The 18,120-nt window shown below is 70.7% G+C and carries 18 protein-coding genes; 11 read left to right on the forward strand and 7 right to left on the reverse strand.

Going from position 1 to position 18,120, the window contains the following annotated elements; all coding sequences use genetic code 11:
• Positions 1–2 precede the first annotated feature (2 nt).
• Positions 3–503, reverse strand: a complete 501-nt coding sequence (locus tag ACWDAG_RS05655) for a winged helix-turn-helix transcriptional regulator (RefSeq protein WP_450694306.1) — start codon at positions 501–503, stop codon at positions 3–5.
• Positions 504–636: 133 nt separating this feature from the next.
• Here ACWDAG_RS05655 and ACWDAG_RS05660 point away from each other — a divergent pair, with 133 nt between their 5' ends.
• The gene (locus tag ACWDAG_RS05660; RefSeq protein WP_450694307.1) at positions 637–1,404 is read left to right on the forward strand and encodes an NPP1 family protein; all 768 of its coding nucleotides are present in this window, start codon (positions 637–639) and stop codon (positions 1,402–1,404) included.
• A 248-nt stretch (positions 1,405–1,652) separates the two neighbouring features.
• Here the strand turns inward: ACWDAG_RS05660 and ACWDAG_RS05665 are convergent, their stop codons facing one another.
• Entirely contained in the window at positions 1,653–2,573 is a 921-nt protein-coding gene (locus tag ACWDAG_RS05665) for a zinc-binding dehydrogenase (protein ID WP_450694308.1), read from the reverse strand.
• Positions 2,574–3,010: 437 nt separating this feature from the next.
• Here ACWDAG_RS05665 and rho point away from each other — a divergent pair, with 437 nt between their 5' ends.
• A complete protein-coding gene (rho, locus tag ACWDAG_RS05670; protein WP_450694309.1) occupies positions 3,011–4,153 on the forward strand; it encodes a transcription termination factor Rho in 1,143 nt (380 codons plus the stop codon).
• 11 nt (positions 4,154–4,164) lie between these two features.
• Here the strand turns inward: rho and ACWDAG_RS05675 are convergent, their stop codons facing one another.
• Complete coding sequence (locus ACWDAG_RS05675) at positions 4,165–4,410, reverse strand: hypothetical protein (RefSeq protein ID WP_450694310.1); 246 nt, start codon at positions 4,408–4,410, stop codon at positions 4,165–4,167.
• A 371-nt stretch (positions 4,411–4,781) separates the two neighbouring features.
• Between ACWDAG_RS05675 and ACWDAG_RS05680 the strand changes: the two genes are divergently transcribed.
• Positions 4,782–5,324, forward strand: a complete 543-nt coding sequence (locus ACWDAG_RS05680; RefSeq protein ID WP_450694311.1) for a GNAT family N-acetyltransferase — start codon at positions 4,782–4,784, stop codon at positions 5,322–5,324.
• A gap of 50 nt (positions 5,325–5,374) precedes the next feature.
• Here ACWDAG_RS05680 and ACWDAG_RS05685 read toward each other — a convergent pair whose 3' ends face one another.
• On the reverse strand, positions 5,375–6,115 hold the full coding sequence (locus tag ACWDAG_RS05685; RefSeq protein ID WP_450694312.1) for a VOC family protein: 741 nt from the start codon (positions 6,113–6,115) through the stop codon (positions 5,375–5,377).
• 153 nt (positions 6,116–6,268) lie between these two features.
• Here ACWDAG_RS05685 and ACWDAG_RS05690 point away from each other — a divergent pair, with 153 nt between their 5' ends.
• Together ACWDAG_RS05690 and ACWDAG_RS05695 are read left to right on the forward strand one after the other, a co-directional pair.
• Positions 6,269–6,688, forward strand: a complete 420-nt coding sequence (locus tag ACWDAG_RS05690; RefSeq protein ID WP_450694313.1) for a YciI family protein — start codon at positions 6,269–6,271, stop codon at positions 6,686–6,688.
• Entirely contained in the window at positions 6,685–7,830 is a 1,146-nt protein-coding gene (locus ACWDAG_RS05695; protein ID WP_450694314.1) for an RNA polymerase sigma factor, read from the forward strand. The genes ACWDAG_RS05690 and ACWDAG_RS05695 overlap by 4 nt, the downstream gene beginning before the upstream one ends.
• A 19-nt stretch (positions 7,831–7,849) precedes the next feature.
• On the opposite strand, the gene ACWDAG_RS05700 is transcribed toward ACWDAG_RS05695, so the two are convergent.
• Entirely contained in the window at positions 7,850–9,262 is a 1,413-nt protein-coding gene (locus tag ACWDAG_RS05700; RefSeq protein ID WP_450694315.1) for an alpha/beta hydrolase, read from the reverse strand.
• Between the two features lie 334 nt (positions 9,263–9,596).
• On the opposite strand from ACWDAG_RS05700, the gene ACWDAG_RS05705 reads away from it, so the two are divergent.
• From ACWDAG_RS05705 to ACWDAG_RS05725, 5 genes are all read left to right on the forward strand, one after another.
• Entirely contained in the window at positions 9,597–10,739 is a 1,143-nt protein-coding gene (locus ACWDAG_RS05705; RefSeq protein WP_450694316.1) for an ABC transporter substrate-binding protein, read from the forward strand.
• A gap of 131 nt (positions 10,740–10,870) precedes the next feature.
• A complete protein-coding gene (locus ACWDAG_RS05710) occupies positions 10,871–12,130 on the forward strand; it encodes a sensor histidine kinase (protein ID WP_450694317.1) in 1,260 nt (419 codons plus the stop codon).
• Positions 12,127–12,774, forward strand: coding sequence for a response regulator (locus tag ACWDAG_RS05715; protein WP_450694318.1), 648 nt, complete (start codon positions 12,127–12,129; stop codon positions 12,772–12,774). Before ACWDAG_RS05710 ends, ACWDAG_RS05715 begins: the two co-directional genes overlap by 4 nt.
• Before the next feature lie 90 nt (positions 12,775–12,864).
• Entirely contained in the window at positions 12,865–13,551 is a 687-nt protein-coding gene (locus ACWDAG_RS05720; RefSeq protein WP_450694319.1) for a response regulator transcription factor, read from the forward strand.
• On the forward strand, positions 13,544–14,674 hold the full coding sequence (locus ACWDAG_RS05725; protein WP_450694320.1) for a sensor histidine kinase: 1,131 nt from the start codon (positions 13,544–13,546) through the stop codon (positions 14,672–14,674). Before ACWDAG_RS05720 ends, ACWDAG_RS05725 begins: the two co-directional genes overlap by 8 nt.
• A 56-nt stretch (positions 14,675–14,730) precedes the next feature.
• On the opposite strand, the gene ACWDAG_RS05730 is transcribed toward ACWDAG_RS05725, so the two are convergent.
• Both ACWDAG_RS05730 and ACWDAG_RS05735 read right to left on the reverse strand, forming a co-directional pair.
• The gene (locus ACWDAG_RS05730; RefSeq protein WP_450694321.1) at positions 14,731–15,147 is read right to left on the reverse strand and encodes an alpha/beta fold hydrolase; all 417 of its coding nucleotides are present in this window, start codon (positions 15,145–15,147) and stop codon (positions 14,731–14,733) included.
• A gap of 38 nt (positions 15,148–15,185) precedes the next feature.
• The gene (locus tag ACWDAG_RS05735) at positions 15,186–16,238 is read right to left on the reverse strand and encodes an aldo/keto reductase (protein WP_450694322.1); all 1,053 of its coding nucleotides are present in this window, start codon (positions 16,236–16,238) and stop codon (positions 15,186–15,188) included.
• A 226-nt stretch (positions 16,239–16,464) separates the two neighbouring features.
• Here ACWDAG_RS05735 and ACWDAG_RS05740 point away from each other — a divergent pair, with 226 nt between their 5' ends.
• A complete protein-coding gene (locus tag ACWDAG_RS05740; RefSeq protein WP_450694323.1) occupies positions 16,465–18,099 on the forward strand; it encodes a DUF4041 domain-containing protein in 1,635 nt (544 codons plus the stop codon).
• Positions 18,100–18,120 lie beyond the last annotated feature (21 nt).

An 18,120-nucleotide genomic window follows, 5' to 3' on the forward strand; every position in this document is an offset into this window, starting at 1 on the left:
CGTCAGGCCGCGCCGAACCGGCGCTGGATGTCCGTCCGTTGCCGCAGCCGCTCCGGATAGCCGGGCCCCATCCGCATGGAGGTGTCCTCGGCCCGCAGGGGCTCCCGGCACTCGGCGCAGACCACCTCGGCCTCGGTGTCGTGGCCGCAGGCGTCGTGGTGGAAGACGACCGGGGCGCCCGCCTGCTCCGTCAGCCAGCGGTCGCCCCACCGGGACATCGCGGCGAGCACGCCGAAGAAGTCCCGTCCCTTTTCGGTCAACTCGTAGTCGTGGCGCAGGGGTTCGTCATGGTAGGGCCTCTTGTCCAGCAGGCCTTCGTCCACCAGGAGGCGCAGCCGGGCGGCCAGCGTGTTGCGGGCGATGCCCAGCTCCTTCTGGAACTCGTCGAAACGGCAGATCCCGTAGAAGGCCTCGCGCAGCACGAGGGGCGTCCATGCGTCACCCACCAGGTCCATGGTTCGGGCTATCGAGCACGGCCAGTTCGCGAACGACGTCCGTTTCATGCCCTCACGATAGCCAGTCTCACGATGAGACCCAGGGTTTCAGCCATCAACTTCAGCTCTTTCCTTAAGTGTTGACGGTCACAACCGTCCCTGTCATGGTCTGGACCAGCGATCCGTCCAACCAGGAGCTGTCATGGGCAAGTTGACATCCCTCACGAAGGCCGTCGTCGGTGCTCTCGGCGCGTTGACACTCGTCGTGGCGATCCCGGCGAGTGCTCACGCGAACGTCCTGCAGCTGCTGCCGCAGAACGCCGACGGCCTGGAGCAGACCTTCTCCCCCGCCTACGACTACGACGGCGACGGCTGCTACGCCACCGCCGCCATCGGCGCCGACGGCACCATCAACCCCGGCCTGAAGCTGGGCGGCGACGTCAACGGCCACTGCCACGACATGGCCCAGCTGGCCAATGCCAACACCTACTCACGCGAGAAGTGCAACAGCGGCTGGTGCGCCGTGATGTACGCCAGCTACTTCGAGAAGGACCAGGCCACCCTGGGTCCGGCTGCGATCGGGCACCGGCACGACTGGGAGCACGTCGTGGTGTGGATCAGCAACAACGAGGTCCAGTACGTGTCGGTGTCGCAGCACAGCGGCTATCAGGTGGCGGCCCGCTCCTCGGTGCGCTTCGACGGCACCCATCCGAAGATCGTCTACCACAAGGACGGCGTCTCGACGCACTGCTTCCGCTTCGCCAACACCAACGACGAGCCGCCGGAGAACGCCACCGGCGGCTGGTTCTACCCCCGTCTGGTCGGCTGGAACGGCTATCCCGACGGCTTCCGCGACAAGCTCCTGAGCGCGGACTTCGGAGCCGCCACGATCAAGATCAAGGACGGCGACTTCTCCTACGCCCTGGCCCATTCCATGCCCGCCGGAATCCCGTTCGACCCCAACGCCTGACCGGAACATCGGGGACACGGGGGGGGGAGGCCGGGATCACGGGCCCTGGCCTCCCCCCACAACTACCGTTACTCCGACGCCGTCTGCACCGTGGACGCGCCCGCGGCCGAGCGTGCGCGTTCCGCAGCGAATACAGGGCCGCGGACCGGCCTGTTCCTGTCCCCGTTCCACCGATGAAAGCCGATTTTCCCGGCCAGTCGTTCGCATGGCTGGTATTTCGTATGGCTGGCCTGCGGGGCGGACGGAACTCATTCGATGTCGAGGATCGCCTTCCCGCGCAGACTGCGGCTGCCCAGCGCCTCCACGGCTTCCGCGATCTTGCCCCAGGGGCCGCGCCAGCCCACCGGCACGCGCAGCTTCCCGGAGGCGACCAGAGCCAGCAGCCGCTCCAACTGCGCCTGCCGGTCGGTGAGTCCGCCGCCGTTGTAGACCGAGACGATCGCCTTGGGCGCCGGGCTGCCCAGCGTCGACCCGACGGACAGCACGGCCTCCCGCCCCGAGGCCCAACCGATGCTCTGCAGACTGCCGCCGGACGCCAACAGGCCGTAAGCGGCCGCCAGTTGGTCGCCGCCCACGGTGTCGATGACCACGTCGACCGGCCCGGTCACCTCACCGACCCCGCCCACCACCTCGTCCGCCCCGAGTTCGGCAACCCACCGCCGCCCGTCCTCGGAACCGGCCACCGCGGTGACCTGCGCCCCGCCGAGCCGCGCGAGCTGTACCGCGAACCCGCCCACCCCGCCGGAGGCTCCGGTCACCAGCACCCGGCGGCCCAGCAGCACCCCCGCCTGGTCGAGCGCCCGCAGCGCGGTGCCCGCGGCGACCGGCAGCGCGGCCGCCTCGCCGAGGTCGACGCCGTCCGGAACCACGGCGACATCGGCCACGTCCATGGCCCGCAGCGCCCCGAATCCGCCGCCCTCCGCAAATCCCACGACCCGGCTGCCCTGCGCGGGCCCGGTGCCGTCGGCCGCGGCGCCCACAACCAGGCCGGCCGCATCGAAGCCGATCACCTCCCCGGGCGCCGCCTGCTGCGCGAACCACAGCTCGGCCGCGTTCAGCGAGGTGTGCCGCACCTCGACAAGCACCTGGCCCGGCGCGGGCCGCGGATCAGGAGCCTCCCCCAGGCGCAGCCGTCCGGGTGCCTCGGGATCCACGATCAGTGCGCGCATGACTTGCCCTTCTCATCGTCGGACACTCGTCCCACGCCAACTGTGACCGATCCCGAGCTCTTCCCGCCTGCGCCCGGCGGAGGCCGACTGCATCTCGTCCGGTTCCACCGGATGCGCGGAACAAGCGGGGCCGTCGACGCGTTGGCAGGTGCAGAGGAGCAGTTTGGCGCCGTACAGATTGTGGTACGGTCCTGACAGCACTTGTGTACGCCCCCCTTGAGGGCGCCGGTGCCAGTTCCTCTTCAGTTCGCCGTATCGCCCACCGTTCCAGGTCGGCGCACCGGCTTTTCCAGCACCACCTCGTGACCGGCACGGCTGTGCCGTACCCGAGGTGCTGTTCCTGCCGCCGAAGGCGCTCTGTCCGCCTCCGTTCCGCGGCGTCCCACCCCCTTCTTCCGCATGTCACATGCCATCCGTCCTCGAAAGGACCGACCACCATGACCACCACTCTCGAACACCCCCCTGTCAAGCAGGAACCCACGACCCAGGTAGCCACCGGTGTCCTCGACATCGATGCGGGCGGGAAGGGGTACCTGCGCGCCGCGAGCCTGCTGGCCTCGCCCTCCGACGTCTCGGTCTCCCCCGCACTGATCCGCCGTCACGGCCTGCGCAAGGGTGACTTCGTCGAAGGCGTACGCGACGGCCGACGCGCCCTGACCGACGTCGTACGGGTCGACGGGCGCACGCCCGACGAACTGCGCGGCCGCCGCCACTTCCGTGACCTCACACCGCTGCACCCGCGCGACCGGCTCCGTCTGGAACACCCGGCGGCCGGCCTCACCGGGCGCGTCACCGACCTGATCGCACCCGTCGGCAAGGGCCAGCGCGGTCTGCTCGTGGCACCGCCCAAAACCGGCAAGACCGTGCTGCTGCAGCAGATCGCAGCCGCCGTCGCCGGGAACCACCCCGAGTGCCGCCTGATGGTGGTGCTGCTCGACGAGCGCCCCGAGGAAGTCACCGACATGCGGCGCTCCGTGCGCGGCGAGGTGTACGCCTCGACCTTCGACCGGCCGGCCAAGCAGCACATCGCCCTGGCCGAACTCGTCATCGAGCGGGCCAAGCGGCGCGTCGAGGCCGGCGAGGACGTCGTCATCCTGCTGGACTCACTGACCCGGCTGTGCCGGGCGCACAACAACGCGGCCGCCGCCGGTGGCCGCACCCTGAGCGGCGGCGTCGACGCGACCGCGCTGCTCGGACCCAAGCGGTTCTTCGGCGCCGCCCGGCTGGCCGAAGAAGGCGGCTCGCTCACGATCCTCGCCACCGCGCTGGTCGAGACCGGCTCCCGCGCCGACGACTACTTCTTCGAGGAGCTCAAGAGCACCGGCAACATGGAGCTCCGCCTCAGCCGCGACCTCGCCGCCCGCCGCGTCTTCCCGGCCGTCGACATCAACCCGTCCGGCACCCGTCGCGAGGAACTCCTGCTGCCCCCGGCCGAGTTGACCGCCGTACGCGGCCTGCGCCGCGCCCTGCAGACGCGTGACGGCCAGGCCGGCCTGGAAACCCTGCTGGAGCGCATGCGGGACACCCCCGACAACGCGACGTTCCTGCGCCGCATCCAGCCGACGCTGCCCGCCGACTGACCGGGACCGGTTCAGCGGTGTGACGAGGCCTCGGCGGACTCCTCAGGCCGCGCAGGGGCAGGGGCCGTGCCCTGGGCCACGATGCGGGGGACACGCGGGGCGCCGCGGAGGGCGAGCGCGATCAGCGGGAGCAGGGTGAACGCGGCGGTGACCGTGCCGACCAGGGGCGGGCCGGCGAGCCCGAGCGGGGAGGCCAGGGCCGTTCCCACGAGCCAGGATCCGGCGGCGACGCCCACGTTGAAGGCGGAGGTGCTCACCGCGGAGGCGAGGGTGGGAGCGTCCCCGGCGAAACGGACGGCGCGCGCGGTGACGACGGGCCTGACCGTGAACCCGCTCAGGCCATGAGGAAGACCAGCACGACGGCCGTCAGCGCGTTGGCGGACAGCGGGATCAGCAGGACCAGCACCAGGGTGGTGGCTGTCGCGGCGGTGATGGTGATGACAGTTCTTCGCCGAGGCCGGTGAACCGGCCCAGAGCCACGAGCTGCCCCCCCCCGAAGTCGGACTCCTCCGGACGTCGGCCGCATCGGATCGCGGGCCCTTACGGCGTCAACGTGACGCTTGGGACTGGCAGTTGAGCATCTCTTATTCGTTTGCCGCCGGCCGGCCGGGTCGGATAGGAAGCTGGCGTGCTTAAAGGCAGCAAGGTCGGGCTCAGGGCCCGGCACGAGGACGACATCCCGATACTGCGGGCCGAGCTCTACGACGACGTGGTCAACGCCTCGCGGTCCGAAAGCGGGCCGTGGCGGCCGATCACTCCCGGCTCGAAGGACCCGCGGCTCTTCGTGGACGACACGAACGAGGGGAGCGTCAAGTTCTCCGTGGTGGAGCTGGAGGGCGAGACCCTGGTCGGCTCAGCGACCCTGTGGGGCATCGACACCCACAACCGGTCCGCTCACATCGGGCTGGGCCTGCTGCCGGCCTCCCGCGGCAAGGGCTACGGCACCGACGTGGTCGCGGTGCTGTGCCACTACGGTTTCGTCGTGCGCAGCCTGCAGCGACTGCAGATCGAGACGCTGTCGGACAACGCAGCGATGCTGCGCTCCGCCGAGCGCAACGGCTTCGTCCGCGAGGGCGTCCTGCGCTCCTCGGCCTGGGTGATGGGCGAGTTCCTGGACGAGGTGCTGCTCGGGCTTCTCGTCCAGGACTGGAAGCGCGACTCGACGAACTAGACCGCGCCCCCAACGGCCAAGGGCCGACCGCGAGTTGTGAAGCCCTCGCGTCAGGACGGAGCGAGGACGCAGAACTCGTGGCCCTCCGGGTCGGCCAGGCACGTCCACGGGACGTCGCCCTGGCCGACGTCGAGGTCGGTGGCGCCGAGGGCACGCAGTCGGGTCACCTGCGCTGTCTTGTCGTCACCGGGGTGGGGCAGCAGGTCGAGATGGACACGGTCCGGCACGGTCTTCACGTCGGGTGTGCGGAGGAACTCGAGATACGGGCCGACTTCCTTGGCGGAGCGCAACGACGCGTGATCGTCGCTCACCTCGTGCAGGGTCCAGTCCAGCGCCTCGGCCCAGAAGCGGGCCATCTCCCGCGGATCCCCGCAGTCGACCACCACCGCGGCGATCGGCCCGGTGTCCCGGTAGATCTCCCTGGGCTCCAGCACACAGAACTCGTTGCCCTCCGGATCGGCGAGGACCGTCCACGGCACCTGGTCCTGCCCCACGTCGGCGGGCGTCGCGCCGAGAGCCTCAAGGCGCGCGACCAACTCCGTCTGATGGGCCACGGAGGTGGTGGCGAGGTCGAGGTGTACACGGTTCTTGGTTGCCGTCTTGGGTTCCGGGACAGGAACCACGTCGATGCCGACGGCGACCGGGTGCGGCCAGACGAGGCCCCCGGCGGGCCCGACGTAGGTGGTCACGCCGGGGCTGTAGGCACTCCAGCCGAGCGCCTCCGCCCAGAACCGGCCGACCGCCAAAGCGTCCACGGCCTTGATGTTCACCTGAACAGGTCGCAGTGCCATGCCGACGATCCTAGGCGCCTGCTCCGCCGCTCCGGGTGAACTGTTCCCCCGCCGGAAAAAAATCCGGACGACGATGTCGAGAACCCACGTCCGGCTCCGTCCCCGTGGTGAACGCGACCACAATGGGTCGCAGGAGCACCGAGGAGAACCACGATGGCCAAGTACCTGCTGCTGAAGCACTACCGAGGCGCCCCGGCCGCGGTCAATGACGTGCCGATGGACCAGTGGACCCCGGACGAGATCTCGGCGCATCTGCAGTACATGAACGACTTCGCGGCCCGGCTGGAGAAGACCGGCGAGTTCGTCGGCGGCCAGGCTCTCGCCCCTGAGGGCGCGTGGGTCCGCTACGACGGTGAGGGGCGCCCGCCGGTCACCGACGGACCGTTCGCGGAGACCAAGGACCTCATCGCCGGCTGGATGGTGATCGACGTCGACAGCTACGAGCGCGCCGTCGAACTGGCCGGGGAGCTGTCGGCCGCCCCCGGGGCGGGCGGCAAGCCGATCCACGAGTGGCTGGAGGTGCGCCCGTTCCTGGCGGCGCAGCCCAGCACCACGGAGTGCCCTCATCGATGAACGAGGTCCTGCTCAGGAGCCTCACGCCGAGTGTGCTCACCGTCCTCGTCCGCCGCGGAGCCGACTTCGCGGCGGCCGAGGACGCCGTACAGGACGCACTGGTCGAGGCCCTGCGTGTGTGGCCTGCCGACCCGCCGCGGGATGCCAAGGGCTGGCTGGTCACCGTCGCCTGGCGCAAGTTCCTGGACGCGACGCGCGCCGACGCGGCCCGCCGCCGGCGTGAGGACCGCGCCGAGGAGGAGCCGGCGCCCGGGCCGGCGCCCACGGTGGACGACACGCTCCAGCTCTACTTCCTGTGCGCCCATCCCTCGCTCACACCGTCGTCGGCGGTCGCGCTCACGCTGCGTGCCGTGGGCGGGCTCACCACCCGCCAGATCGCCCAGGCCTACCTGGTGCCCGAGGCGACCATGGCGCAGCGGATCAGCCGGGCCAAGCGCACCGTCGCCGACGTGCGCTTCGACCAGCCCGGCGACGTGGCCACCGTGCTGCGCGTCCTGTACCTGGTCTTCAACGAGGGTTACTCCGGCGACGTCGACCTCGCCGCCGAGGCCATCCGGCTCACCCGGCAGCTCACGGCCCAGGTCGACCATCCGGAGGTGGCCGGGCTGCTCGCTCTCATGCTGCTCCACCATGCCCGGCGCGCCGCCCGGACCGCGCCGGACGGCAGCCTGGTGCCGCTCGCCGAGCAGGACCGCACCCGGTGGGACACAAAACTGATCGCCGAGGGCGTGGTCATCCTGCAGGCCGCCCTCGCCCGCGACCGGCTGGGCCAGTACCAGGCCGAAGCCGCCATCGCGGCCCTGCACGCCGACGCGCCCACCGCCGAGGAGACCGACTGGGTGCAGATCGTCGAGTGGTACGACGAGCTCATGGCCGTGGCCGACAGCCCCGTCGTCCGTCTCAACCGTGCGGTCGCCGTCGGCGAAGCCGACGGACCGCGCGCCGGCCTTGCGGCGCTCGCGGAGCTGGACGCCTCACTGCCCCGCCACGCGGCGGTGGCGGCCTACCTCCACGAGCGCGACGGCGACCTGGCGACGGCGGCTCGGCTGTACGCCGAGGCGGCCCACAAGGCGTCCAATCTCGCCGAGCGCGATCACCTGACCCGCCAGGCCGCCCGCCTCAACGCCCGCGGGCGGCACTGACCGGTCGCTGTCCCAGGAGTCAGCGCTCGGTGGGAGACGCGGGGCCGTCGCGGCCGACCGTCAGCCGGGCCGGGTGGTACGGGACATACGCCGCTCCGTCCAGACCGAGCGCCGTGGCGGACCGCTGGAGCGCTGCCGGGGTCGCGGCGTCGTCCCAGCGACCGGTGGTGACGCGGTGTTCGAGAGCGTGCAGGGCGGCCACGGTCTCAGCGGTGGTGAAGGCGCAGTGGCCCTGCCGCTCGACGTACGCCTGGCGCAGCAGCGCGCCGTCGCCGGAAGCACGCACGCGGGAGGCGAAGCGGTTCTCCTGCTGCACCGGGACCAGGTTGTCGGCGGTGGTGTGCACGTCGAGCAGGGGCACCTGGAGTCCCTGGCCCGCGGAGGATGTCCGCTGCGCGGTGCTGACGGCGGCGGGGTCGGCGGTGATCGTGGCGCCCTCGGTCAGCGTGCGCAGCTCGGCATGCAGGTCGAGACCGGCTGCCCCGTAGAGCGCACGCACTTGAGACGCGCGTTCCGAGCCGTCCAGCAGACGAGCGTAATCCACGCCCCGGTTCCAGGAGTTGTTGCCGCCGACCGACTGCTCGACGGCGTACCGGCCGCCCTCCACGAACGACAGGATGCCCTGCGCGAACCAGTCGTACTGCTGCTCCTCCTGGCCTGCCCAGTCGGTCGCGGCGGGCCGGTCCTTTCCGGGCGACCAGGCGGGCAGGTTGAGGAAGGCGGCGGCCAGCGCGACCCTGGCCCGGCCCTGCGGGGTGGACTGCGCCGCGGTGACCGCCTTGGTGAGCAGGTCGGCGGTGGCGGACGCCTCGGCGGAGGTGCCGAACCGCACGAGTTTCACGTCCTGTCCGGGCAGCAGCAGGCGGGCGATGGTGTACTCGGCGTCCAGTTGGTAGTTGTCCAGATCCGTGCCGCCCGCGACCAGCCCGCACTGGCCGAGGGCACCGTCGATGCGCCCGCCGCCGTCGCGGGCGAGCTGGGCGTTGACGAGACCGCCCATGGACTGGCCGATGGCCAGGGTGCGCCGGGGGGTCCCGATCTTCGCGGTGACGGCGCCGAGCGTGGCGAACTGGTCGCGTTCCGCGCTGTTCAGGGCCCACATCGAGCCATGGGGGTCGTACGACGAACCGGTCAGCGCGTAACCCTCGGCGAGCACTTCGGTGCGTACGGCGTCGGTGGGGGCGTCCCTGGCGACGGTGGGGCCGAAGCCGTGGCTGAACAGCAGCAGGGTGCCGTTCCAGCGGTCGGGTACGTCCGCGATCCAGGTGGCGCCGTCGGTGAGGGTGCCGGTGAGGTGGGTCGTGGCCGGGGTGTCCGCCTGGGCGGCCGGTGAGGGGAGGGTGGTGAGCGCCGCGGATGCCAGCGTGACCAGGGCGGTCAGGGCGATGCGCAGACGAGTGCGGGGAATGCGGGTACGAATTCCGGCAGGCATGGTGCGGCTCCTTGGGGGCGGATGCGGGCGTGCGGGGCGGGGCCGGAGCAGATGCTCAGTGCACTGAGCGAACGCGTCGAGGAATGTAGGGCCCTCTCATTACCGCGGTCAAGAGAGTGCACAACATTGAGCATTGACGCGCCCCCCACACACAGGCGACAACCGCAGGAGTTGGAAGCTGCGTTCAACTGTTCGGTTGAACGCAGCTTCCAACTCTCAGAGACCTCGTCGCTCCGCACGGACGACGCGAAGCCTCGTCGGGCCACACAAGAATGACGATGCCCGTGGCGCGCACCGGGCCTTTTACGCCACCCCCTCAGAGAGGTCTCCTGGCATGCCCAGTTTCCCCAGCAGACGACGTGTCCTCGCCGCGGGTGCCGGTGCCGCGCTCGGCGCCGGTGCCTTCGGAGCCTCGGCGGTTCCGGCGTCGGCCTCCCCCGCCGCCGCGTCGGGACGGTCGTCCCGGCGCGAGGAGACGCGGTCGCTCGACGAGCTCTACCGGGCCGCTCTGGCGGAGGGCGGGAAGCTCGTCGTCTATGCCGGCGGTGACACACCGACTCAGCAGGACGGCACCAAGGCCGCCTTCAAGGACCGCTTTCCGGACATCGACCTGACGCTGATCGTCGACTACAGCAAGTACCACGACGTGCGGGTGGACAACCAGTTCGCCACCGACACCCTGGTTCCGGACGTGGTGCAGTTCCAGACCCTCCAGGACTTCGACCGCTGGAAGCAGCAGGGGCGTCTGCTGCACTACAAGCCCGCCGGGTTCTCCAAGGTCTACGACAAGTTCAAGGACCCGCAGGGCGCGTGGGTGGCGACGGGTGCGATCGCCTTCAGCTTCCTGTACAGCACGGCGGCACTCGGCTCGGCCGTCCAGCTCACCCCGCGCGACCTGGTCGACCCGAAGTGGAAGGGCAAGATCGCCTCGTCGTACCCGCACGACGACGACGCCGTGCTGTACCTCTACACGCTGTACGCCCAGCAGTACGGGTGGCAGTGGGTGGCCGAACTCGCCGCCCAGGACGTGCAGTTCGCGCGCGGCAGCAACTCCCCCGGCGACGCCGTCCGCGGCGGTCAGAAGCCGATCGGCATCGGCACCTCGGGTTCGGCGACCGGGTCGTCCCCGGTGAAGTTCGCGATCGACGCGCCGCACCCGTTCATGGCCTGGGGCCAGCGGGCCGCGATCCTCAAGCAGGCCAAGAACTCCACGGCAGCCAAGCTGTTCCTCAACTGGCAACTGTCCACGGAGCACCAGCAGGGGTCCTTCAACGGCTGGTCGGTACGGACCGACGTCACTCCCCCGGCCGGTCTGAAGCAGATCTGGGAGTACCCCAACGCGCATGTGGACGGCTTCCCCCGCTTCATGGCGGACCGCGCCGAGGTGGAGCGCTGGAAGCAGACGTTCGCGCTGTACTTCGGTGAGGTCAAGGGCGATCCCACACCCGGCTGGCTCGGCCTGCACCCGGGAGCCTGACCGTCGGCGGGGCTGCCGTCTCCGCACGCTCCGTACGGCGGTCGCGCAGCCCCGCTCTTCACATGCGCCATACGGACCGTGGATAGACTCGAACCCCTGTCCCAATGGATCTTTCATCCAGGGGGTTTGTCGTGTCCGATCCCGGGTCCGTCCGCGCTTCCGTGCCGGCCGGGGGCAGACGGTTCGCTGCGAGCCAGCTGCCGCATCTGTTGTTCTTCCTCGTGGTCGGCGCCGCCCTGGTCCGTCTTGCCCGACTGAACATCCCGCTGTGCTGGGACATCGTGACCGTCAGCGGGCTGCTGGCCGTGACCTACGCGGCCGGGCTGGCGCTGCGACCCAGGCTCGACCGGCGAGCCCGTTACGCCTGGGTCGCCGTCCTCCTCCTGCTGTGGGCGATCCTCGTCCTGCTCACGCCGCCGCCCCTGACCGGCGCCTATGTCTGGTGTGCCGTGCCGCTGGCATGCGTCGCTCTGTACACGCTCGGGGACCGTGCGGCCGGCGCGGCGCTGGCCGCCGTCACGGCCCTGCTCGTCGGTCAGCTGACCCGGACCGCGGGTGGGTTCGACCCTGAGATGGTGCTGATCCCGGTGGCGGCCGTCTGGGGCACGGTGGCTCTGTACCGGACGCAGCAGCGGAACGTCGCGGAGCGTCAACGGCTGGTAGAGGAGCTGCGCAGTACGCGGAACGTACTGGCGGACGAGCGGCACCGCAGCGGTGCGCTGGAGGAACGCGCGCGCATCGCACGGGACCTGCACGACACGCTCGCCCAGGAACTGTCCGGGAGCCTGATGCTGCTGCAGGCGGCCGAGCGGGACTGGGAGGAACGGCCCGAGGTCGCCCGCGACCGCGTGCGCGCCGTCGCCGACGGCCTGGATGCGGGACTCGCCGAGACCCGGCGGATCATCGAGGACCTTGCCCCGCCCACGGTCACCGAAGACGGGCTGGCGGCTTCCCTGCGGCTGCTCTGTGCCCGGGTTCAGCAGTTGGGTGGATCCGGGCCCGTGCGGTTCCACACGGTGGGGGCCCCGGCCCTCGCTCTGGACGAACAGGCCGCCACCACCTTCTTCCGGGTGGCGCAGAGCACGCTGGCGAACGTCCGCGAACACGCACACGCGTCCAGCGTGTCAGTGACGCTCCGCCACCTCGCGGACCGTGTCGAGTTGGAGGTGTGCGACGACGGCGTCGGCTTTGATCCCGCCCGCCTCGGTGGGTCTCTCCGCTCGGGCCGGGGATTCGGCCTGCCCTCGGCCCGGGAGCGGCTGCGCCGGGAGGGCGGTGACCTGGCCGTCGACAGCGCCCCGGGGCGGGGCACGCGGATTCGGGCCAGCGTCCCCTTCCACCCCTCGGGGCCCGGCCCGCAGGCGCCGCTGTCCGTGGCGGCGGCCCGGTGACGGGCGCAGCACGGCGCGTTCTGATCGCCGATGACCATCCGGTCGTACGGGCCGGGCTGCGGGCCCTGCTGGAGGGCGCAGCCGATCTTGATGTGATCGCGGAGGCCGGCAGCGGGGAGGAGGCCGTGCGGCTGGCCCTGGAGCTGGTCCCCGACGTGGTGCTGATGGATCTGCGTTTCGCGGGGACGAACTCCGGCATCGACGGGGTCGAGGCGATCCGCCGACTGGCCGCCGGGGCTCCGGGCCTGCCGGTGGTGATGCTGACGAGTTATTCCGGACGGGCCGACGTCGTGCGCGCGTTGGAGGCGGGTGCGCGCGGCTACGTCCTCAAGGCGGGGCCGCCGGAGGACCTGTTCCGGGCCGTGCGCAGCGCCGCCGAGGGCGGGCTGGGCCTCGCGGCGGAGGTGGTCGGGGACCTCGTCGGGCAGGTGGTCAGCCCCGCACCGGAGTTGACGCAACGGGAGAGGGAGGTCGTCCGGCTGATGGCAGACGGGCACAGCAACCGCTCCATCGCGGATGCCCTGTACCTGGCAGAGGCGACCGTCAAGACACACCTGGTGCGCATCTACCGGAAACTCGGCGTCGACAACCGGGCGGCTGCGGTCGCCGAGGCCGTCCGCCGGGGCCTGCTGGAACTCACCTGAGAACCGCCGCCGGTCCGCGCGCACGGCGTGTCCGGCGGCCGCATGTCTTTGCATACGTCGGCGATAGGTGGTGCTGCTTAGGCTGCACACATGCGTGTGCTGATCGTGGAGGACGAGCCCTACCTGGCCGAAGCCGTCCGTGACGGTCTGCGGCTGGAGGCCATCGCCGCCGACATCGCCGGCGACGGCGACTGCGCCCTGGAACTGCTCAGCGTCAACTCCTACGACCTCGCGGTGCTCGACCGGGACATCCCCGGCCCGTCCGGCGACGAGGTAGCCCGGCGCATCGTGGCTTCCGGCAGCGGCATCCCGATCCTCATGCTCACCGCCGCCGACCGGATCGACGACAAGGCTTCCGGATTCGCGCTCGGCGCCGACGACTACCTCACCAAACCGTTCGAGCTGCGGGAACTCGTCATGCGGCTGCGGGCGCTCGACCGCAGACGCGCGCACGCCCGCCCACCGGTGCGCGAGATCGCGGGCCTGCGGCTGGACCCCTTCCGCCGGGAGGTCTTCCGCGACGGACGCTACGTCGCGCTCACGCGCAAACAGTTCGCCGTGCTCGAGGTACTCGTCGCCGCCGAAGGCGGTGTCGTGAGCGCCGAAGAGCTGCTGGAGCGGGCCTGGGACAACAACGCCGACCCCTTCACCAACGCCGTCCGCATCACCGTCTCCGCCCTGCGCAAGAGACTCGGCGAACCATGGCTCATCGCCACGGTGCCGGGCGTCGGCTACCGCATCGACACCGGCCCCCACCCCGGCGGCACTCATGACTAGACGCCCCGGGCTCAGCGCCCGACTGAAACTCACCCTCAGCTACGCCGGATTCCTCCTCCTGGCCGGCGCTCTCCTGCTGGCCGTGATGTGGGTGTTCGTGCTGCGCTGGCTCAGGACCGACGACCCCAAAGCCCTCCAGCGCAAGGTCGGCGTCGTCATCATCACCGGGTTCAACCGCTCCGACGCCCTGCGCGGCTTCGTCCCCGCCGCGGCCACGGCACTGGCCTTCCTCCTCGTCTTCGGCCTCCTGGGAGGATGGATCCTCGCAGGCCGGATGCTCGTACCGCTCACCCGGATCGCGGACGCGGCACGGATGGCCGCGAGCGGATCGCTGTCCCACCGGATCGACTTGGAAGGCCGGGGGGACGAGTTCCGCGAACTCGCCGACGCGTTCGACACCATGCTCGAACAACTCGAGTCCCACGTCGCCGAGCAGCAGAGGTTCGCCGCGAACGCCTCGCACGAACTGCGCACCCCGCTGGCGATCTCCCAGACCCTCCTCGACGCCGCCCGCAACGACCCCACGCGGGACCAGGGCGAACTCATCGAACGCCTCCACACCGTCAACACGCGGGCGATCAACCTCACCGAGTCGCTCCTGCTGCTCAGCCGCGCCGACGGCAGGAGCTTCACCCGCGAGCCCGTCGATCTCTCCCTCATGGCCGAAGAAGCCGCCGAAACGCTGCTTCCCCTCGCCGAAAAGCGCGGGATCACACTCGACGTCACCGGCGAGCCGACACAGACCGTGGGCTCCGCGGCGCTCATCCTGCGGATGGTGACGAACCTCGTCCAGAACGCCATCGTGCACAATCTTCCCGTCGGCGGCACCGTGACGGTCCACACCCGATCGCAGCGCGACGACGGCGTGTTGCGGGTCGAGAACACGGGCCCGCTGCTCCCCCCGGAGCTGGTACCGACCCTCACCGAACCCTTCCAGCGGGGAACGGAACGCGTACGCAGCGACGAGCATGCCGGCGTCGGCCTCGGCCTGGCCATCGTGCACAGCATCGTCCGGGCGCACGACGGCACCCTCGACCTCGCACCCCGACTTTCCGGCGGTCTCGTCGTCACGATTCGGCTTCCCGGCACACCGCGGTCATCGTCCCCGGACGGGGCCCACTAGATCGCTGCCCGGCGGTCTTCGCTCCCAGCCGGCGCCCTCAGCCGACGTCCACACCGTCAGGGCCGGCTGCGTTGGCCGCTGCAGGTACGCCTCGCCGTGCGGGCGGATCCCGAGGCTACGGCGACGAAGTCGGGGGCCACCCTGGCTCCTTGCTCCCGACAGGCGGCCAACCGCCCGGGGATTCCGTCCATTTCGCGGCCGTGCGCGCCGTGCGCGGGGTCGAAGGAGACGACGGCCCGGACCAGTTCCGGGTGCCGTACGGCGAGCAGGTCGACCAGGGCGGCCAGGTCGTCCGCCGTCTCCGGCGGTGTGTCGCCCTGCTCGGGCACCTCGGAGCGGCCGTGTCCGCGCGGATCCGGGACGATCACGTGGAAGCGGTCGGCCAGGGTCTCGGCATGGCCCGACCACTCCCTGCCGTCGCCGCCCCAGCCGTGCACCAGCAGCAGAGCGGGAGCGGCGGGCCCGAGGCTCATGCAGAACAGGCGGATGCGGCCGAGGCCGATCACGCCGCTCAGTCCGCGGCCGCCCGCTCGCCGGCCGGGCGCCTGCGCCGTGCGCTGTCGGTGAGCGACGGCGGCTGCCACACGCCGTCGGCCTTGTAGAGATCGCTGCCCGGCGCCACGATCTCGTCGATACGGTCGAGCACGGCGTCGTCGAGCAGCAGATCGGCGCCCTTGATCAACGACGTGAGATGGTCCATGGTGCGCGGACCGATGATCACCGAGGTGACGGCCGGATGCACCAGCGGGAAGGCGACGGCCAGTTCCGGCAGGGTGCAGCCCATCTCCTCGGCGAGCGCGACGAGTTGCTCGACGGCCGCGAACTTCGCCGGGTTGCCCGGGGCGTCGGGGTCGAAGCGGTGCGGGGTGAGCTTGGCGCGGCCGGTGGTGAGGTCGACGGCCCGGCCCGCGCGGTAGGCGCCGGACAGGAACCCCGAGGCCAGCGGCGACCAGGTCAGCACGCCCATGCCCAGGCGCTGCGCGGTGGGCAGCACGGCCCGTTCGATGCCGCGCGCGAGCAGCGAGTACGGCGGCTGCTCCGTACGCATCCGCATCAGCCCCCGCCGCTCCGCCACATGGTGCGCCTCGACGAGGTCCTCGGCGGGGAACGTGGAGCAGCCGAACGCCCGGATCCTGCCCGCTCTCACCAGGTCGGTGAGGACGGACAGCGTCTCCTCGATGTCGGTGGTGTGGTCGGGGCGGTGCACCTGGTAGAGGTCGATCCAGTCCGTATCCAGGCGCCGCAGGCTGTCCTCGACGGCCTTGAGGATCCAGCGGCGCGAATTGCCGCTGCGGTTGCGTCCCTCGCCGAGCGGAAAGTGCACCTTCGTGGCGAGCACGACGTCGTCGCGTCTGCCCTTGAGGGCCTTGCCGACGATCTCCTCGCATTCTCCGGCGGAGTACATGTCGGCGGTGTCCACGAAGTTGATGCCCGCATCGAGCGCCGCATGGATGATGCGGGCGCTGTCCTCGTGGTCGGGATTGCCGACGGCACCGAACATCATCGTGCCGAGACAGTGCGTGCTGACCTCGATGCCGGTCTTGCCGAGGACTCGATAACGCATGGGGATGCTCCGTCGCAGGTGGGGCGGGTCGGAAGCGTGACTCTAGGACTTGGAGTGCACTTGACCGCAAGGGCGACCTGACCGATAGTCACAAACGGGTCACGAGGTGGAATATGCGGGTGCCCCCGGTGATGGATCAAGCACAGAATGTCGCTCTCCGTTTTTTGCCGGACTTGTCCGGCGACCTGGGTGCTGGGGACGCCCCAGGAGCGAGGGGGGATGGGCAATGACTGCGTATCGCTTCAATCCGCCGCCGGGCTGGCCCGTGCCGCCTGCGGGATGGATGCCGCCGCCGGACTGGCGGCCCGATCCGTCGTGGCCCCCGCTGCCGGCCGGATGGCAGTTGTGGGTACCGGAGGCCGAGCCCGCCGCAGGCGCACTCACCACTGGCGCCTTCCCGGTGCCGGACGCGACCGTTCCCGGGAGCACGACGACGGTACCGGCACCGCGCAAGAGCGGGCTGTTCGGGCGGCGTCGCGCGGATGCCGTATCCGAGGCCGAAGAGCTGCGGGCGTGGATCACAAGGACCCAGGGGCTGGATGCCGAGCGGGTCGCCGGCCTCGTACACCAGGTCGAGGCAGAGGCCGCCGCGCTGCGCGAGAAGGCGGCTGCGGAAGCCGCCGCGGAGGCCGAGGGGATCCTGAGGGACGCGCGCGACACGGCGAAGGAGATTCTCGACGACGCCCGCCGGACGGCGAAGGAGACCGAGCGGGTACGCAAGGAGGCCGAGCGTCATCGCAGGGACGTGTTCGACGCCGAGCGGCGGCTGGCCGAACTCCAGGCCCGGATCGTCGTCACCGACGAGACCGCCCTGCTGCAGGAGGCCGGGATCTACGCGTATCGGCATGCTCTCCAGGACGCGATCGCCTACCGCAGCCGGCTCGACTCCCTGCAGAGCGAGATCAAGACGCTCGCCCGGGCGGGCCGGGCCGTCCACGCGGCCACCGACTGGACGGTCAACGGCTCCAAGCGCGAGGGCCAGAAGATGGTCCGCGACTTCTCCAAGCTGATGCTGCGCGCCTACAACGCCGAAGCCGACTACGCCGTGCGGTCCATGCGGCCGCACCGGCTGAACTCCCTCGTCGACCGGCTCTACAAGAGCCGCGAGACGATCGCCCGGCTCGGCGCCACCATGCACATCCGCATCACGGACGAGTACCACAACGCGCGGGTACGGGAGTTGGAACTCACCGCAGACCATCTGCAGAAGAAGGACGAGGAGAAGGAGGCCCAGCGCGAGGCACGTGCCCGGGAGCGCGAGGAGGCCGCCGTCCAGCGGGAACTCGACCGGCAGCGCGAGAAATTGAACAAGGAACTCAGCCACTACCAGGCGGCACTCGACCGTCTGCGTGAGCGCGGTGACGAGGCGGGCGTCGCGGAGATGCAGGCCAAGCTGGCCGAGATCGAGAACGCGCTGCAGGATGTCGAGTCCCGCGCGGCCAACGTCCGCACGGGCTATGTGTACGTCATCTCGAACATCGGCGCCTTCGGAGATCGCATGGTGAAGATCGGCATGACGCGCCGGCTCGAACCGCTGGAACGCATCTACGAGTTGAGCGGAGCCGCGGTCCCCTTCCGCTTCGACGTCCACGCGCTGGTCTTCAGCAAGGACGCTGTCGGTCTGGAGACGGAACTGCACCGGCAGTTCGCTTCCCAGCGGGTCAACCAGGTGAACAGCCGCAAGGAGTTCTTCTATGCCACCCCGGCCGAGGTGCGGGACGCGCTGCAGCGGTTCGCCGGACAGCATCTGATCGAATTCACCGAGGAACCCCAGGCGTTGGAGTGGCGGGCCGGTCAACGCGCGGCAGCAGGCGGTGCGCTCGCGGCCGGTGCAGGAGGAGTCGCGACCCGGACAGGGTGATGTGCGCCGACGCGTGACTAC

Source organism: Streptomyces sp. NPDC001157, assembly GCF_053598255.1.

What these genes read in the sequence shown, in the direction of transcription:
- ACWDAG_RS05655 (WP_450694306.1), bottom strand. Translation starts at nt 503, where the DNA reads ATGAAACGGACGTCGTTCGCGAACTGGCCGTGCTCGATAGCCCGAACC.
- ACWDAG_RS05660 (WP_450694307.1), top strand. Translation starts at nt 637, where the DNA reads ATGGGCAAGTTGACATCCCTCACGAAGGCCGTCGTCGGTGCTCTCGGC.
- ACWDAG_RS05665 (WP_450694308.1), bottom strand. Translation starts at nt 2,573, where the DNA reads ATGCGCGCACTGATCGTGGATCCCGAGGCACCCGGACGGCTGCGCCTG.
- rho (WP_450694309.1), top strand. Translation starts at nt 3,011, where the DNA reads ATGACCACCACTCTCGAACACCCCCCTGTCAAGCAGGAACCCACGACC.
- ACWDAG_RS05685 (WP_450694312.1), bottom strand. Translation starts at nt 6,115, where the DNA reads ATGGCACTGCGACCTGTTCAGGTGAACATCAAGGCCGTGGACGCTTTG.
- ACWDAG_RS05690 (WP_450694313.1), top strand. Translation starts at nt 6,269, where the DNA reads ATGGCCAAGTACCTGCTGCTGAAGCACTACCGAGGCGCCCCGGCCGCG.
- ACWDAG_RS05695 (WP_450694314.1), top strand. Translation starts at nt 6,685, where the DNA reads ATGAACGAGGTCCTGCTCAGGAGCCTCACGCCGAGTGTGCTCACCGTC.
- ACWDAG_RS05700 (WP_450694315.1), bottom strand. Translation starts at nt 9,262, where the DNA reads ATGCCTGCCGGAATTCGTACCCGCATTCCCCGCACTCGTCTGCGCATC.
- ACWDAG_RS05705 (WP_450694316.1), top strand. Translation starts at nt 9,597, where the DNA reads ATGCCCAGTTTCCCCAGCAGACGACGTGTCCTCGCCGCGGGTGCCGGT.
- ACWDAG_RS05720 (WP_450694319.1), top strand. Translation starts at nt 12,865, where the DNA reads ATGCGTGTGCTGATCGTGGAGGACGAGCCCTACCTGGCCGAAGCCGTC.
- ACWDAG_RS05725 (WP_450694320.1), top strand. Translation starts at nt 13,544, where the DNA reads ATGACTAGACGCCCCGGGCTCAGCGCCCGACTGAAACTCACCCTCAGC.
- ACWDAG_RS05730 (WP_450694321.1), bottom strand. Translation starts at nt 15,147, where the DNA reads ATGAGCCTCGGGCCCGCCGCTCCCGCTCTGCTGCTGGTGCACGGCTGG.
- ACWDAG_RS05735 (WP_450694322.1), bottom strand. Translation starts at nt 16,238, where the DNA reads ATGCGTTATCGAGTCCTCGGCAAGACCGGCATCGAGGTCAGCACGCAC.
- ACWDAG_RS05740 (WP_450694323.1), top strand. Translation starts at nt 16,465, where the DNA reads ATGACTGCGTATCGCTTCAATCCGCCGCCGGGCTGGCCCGTGCCGCCT.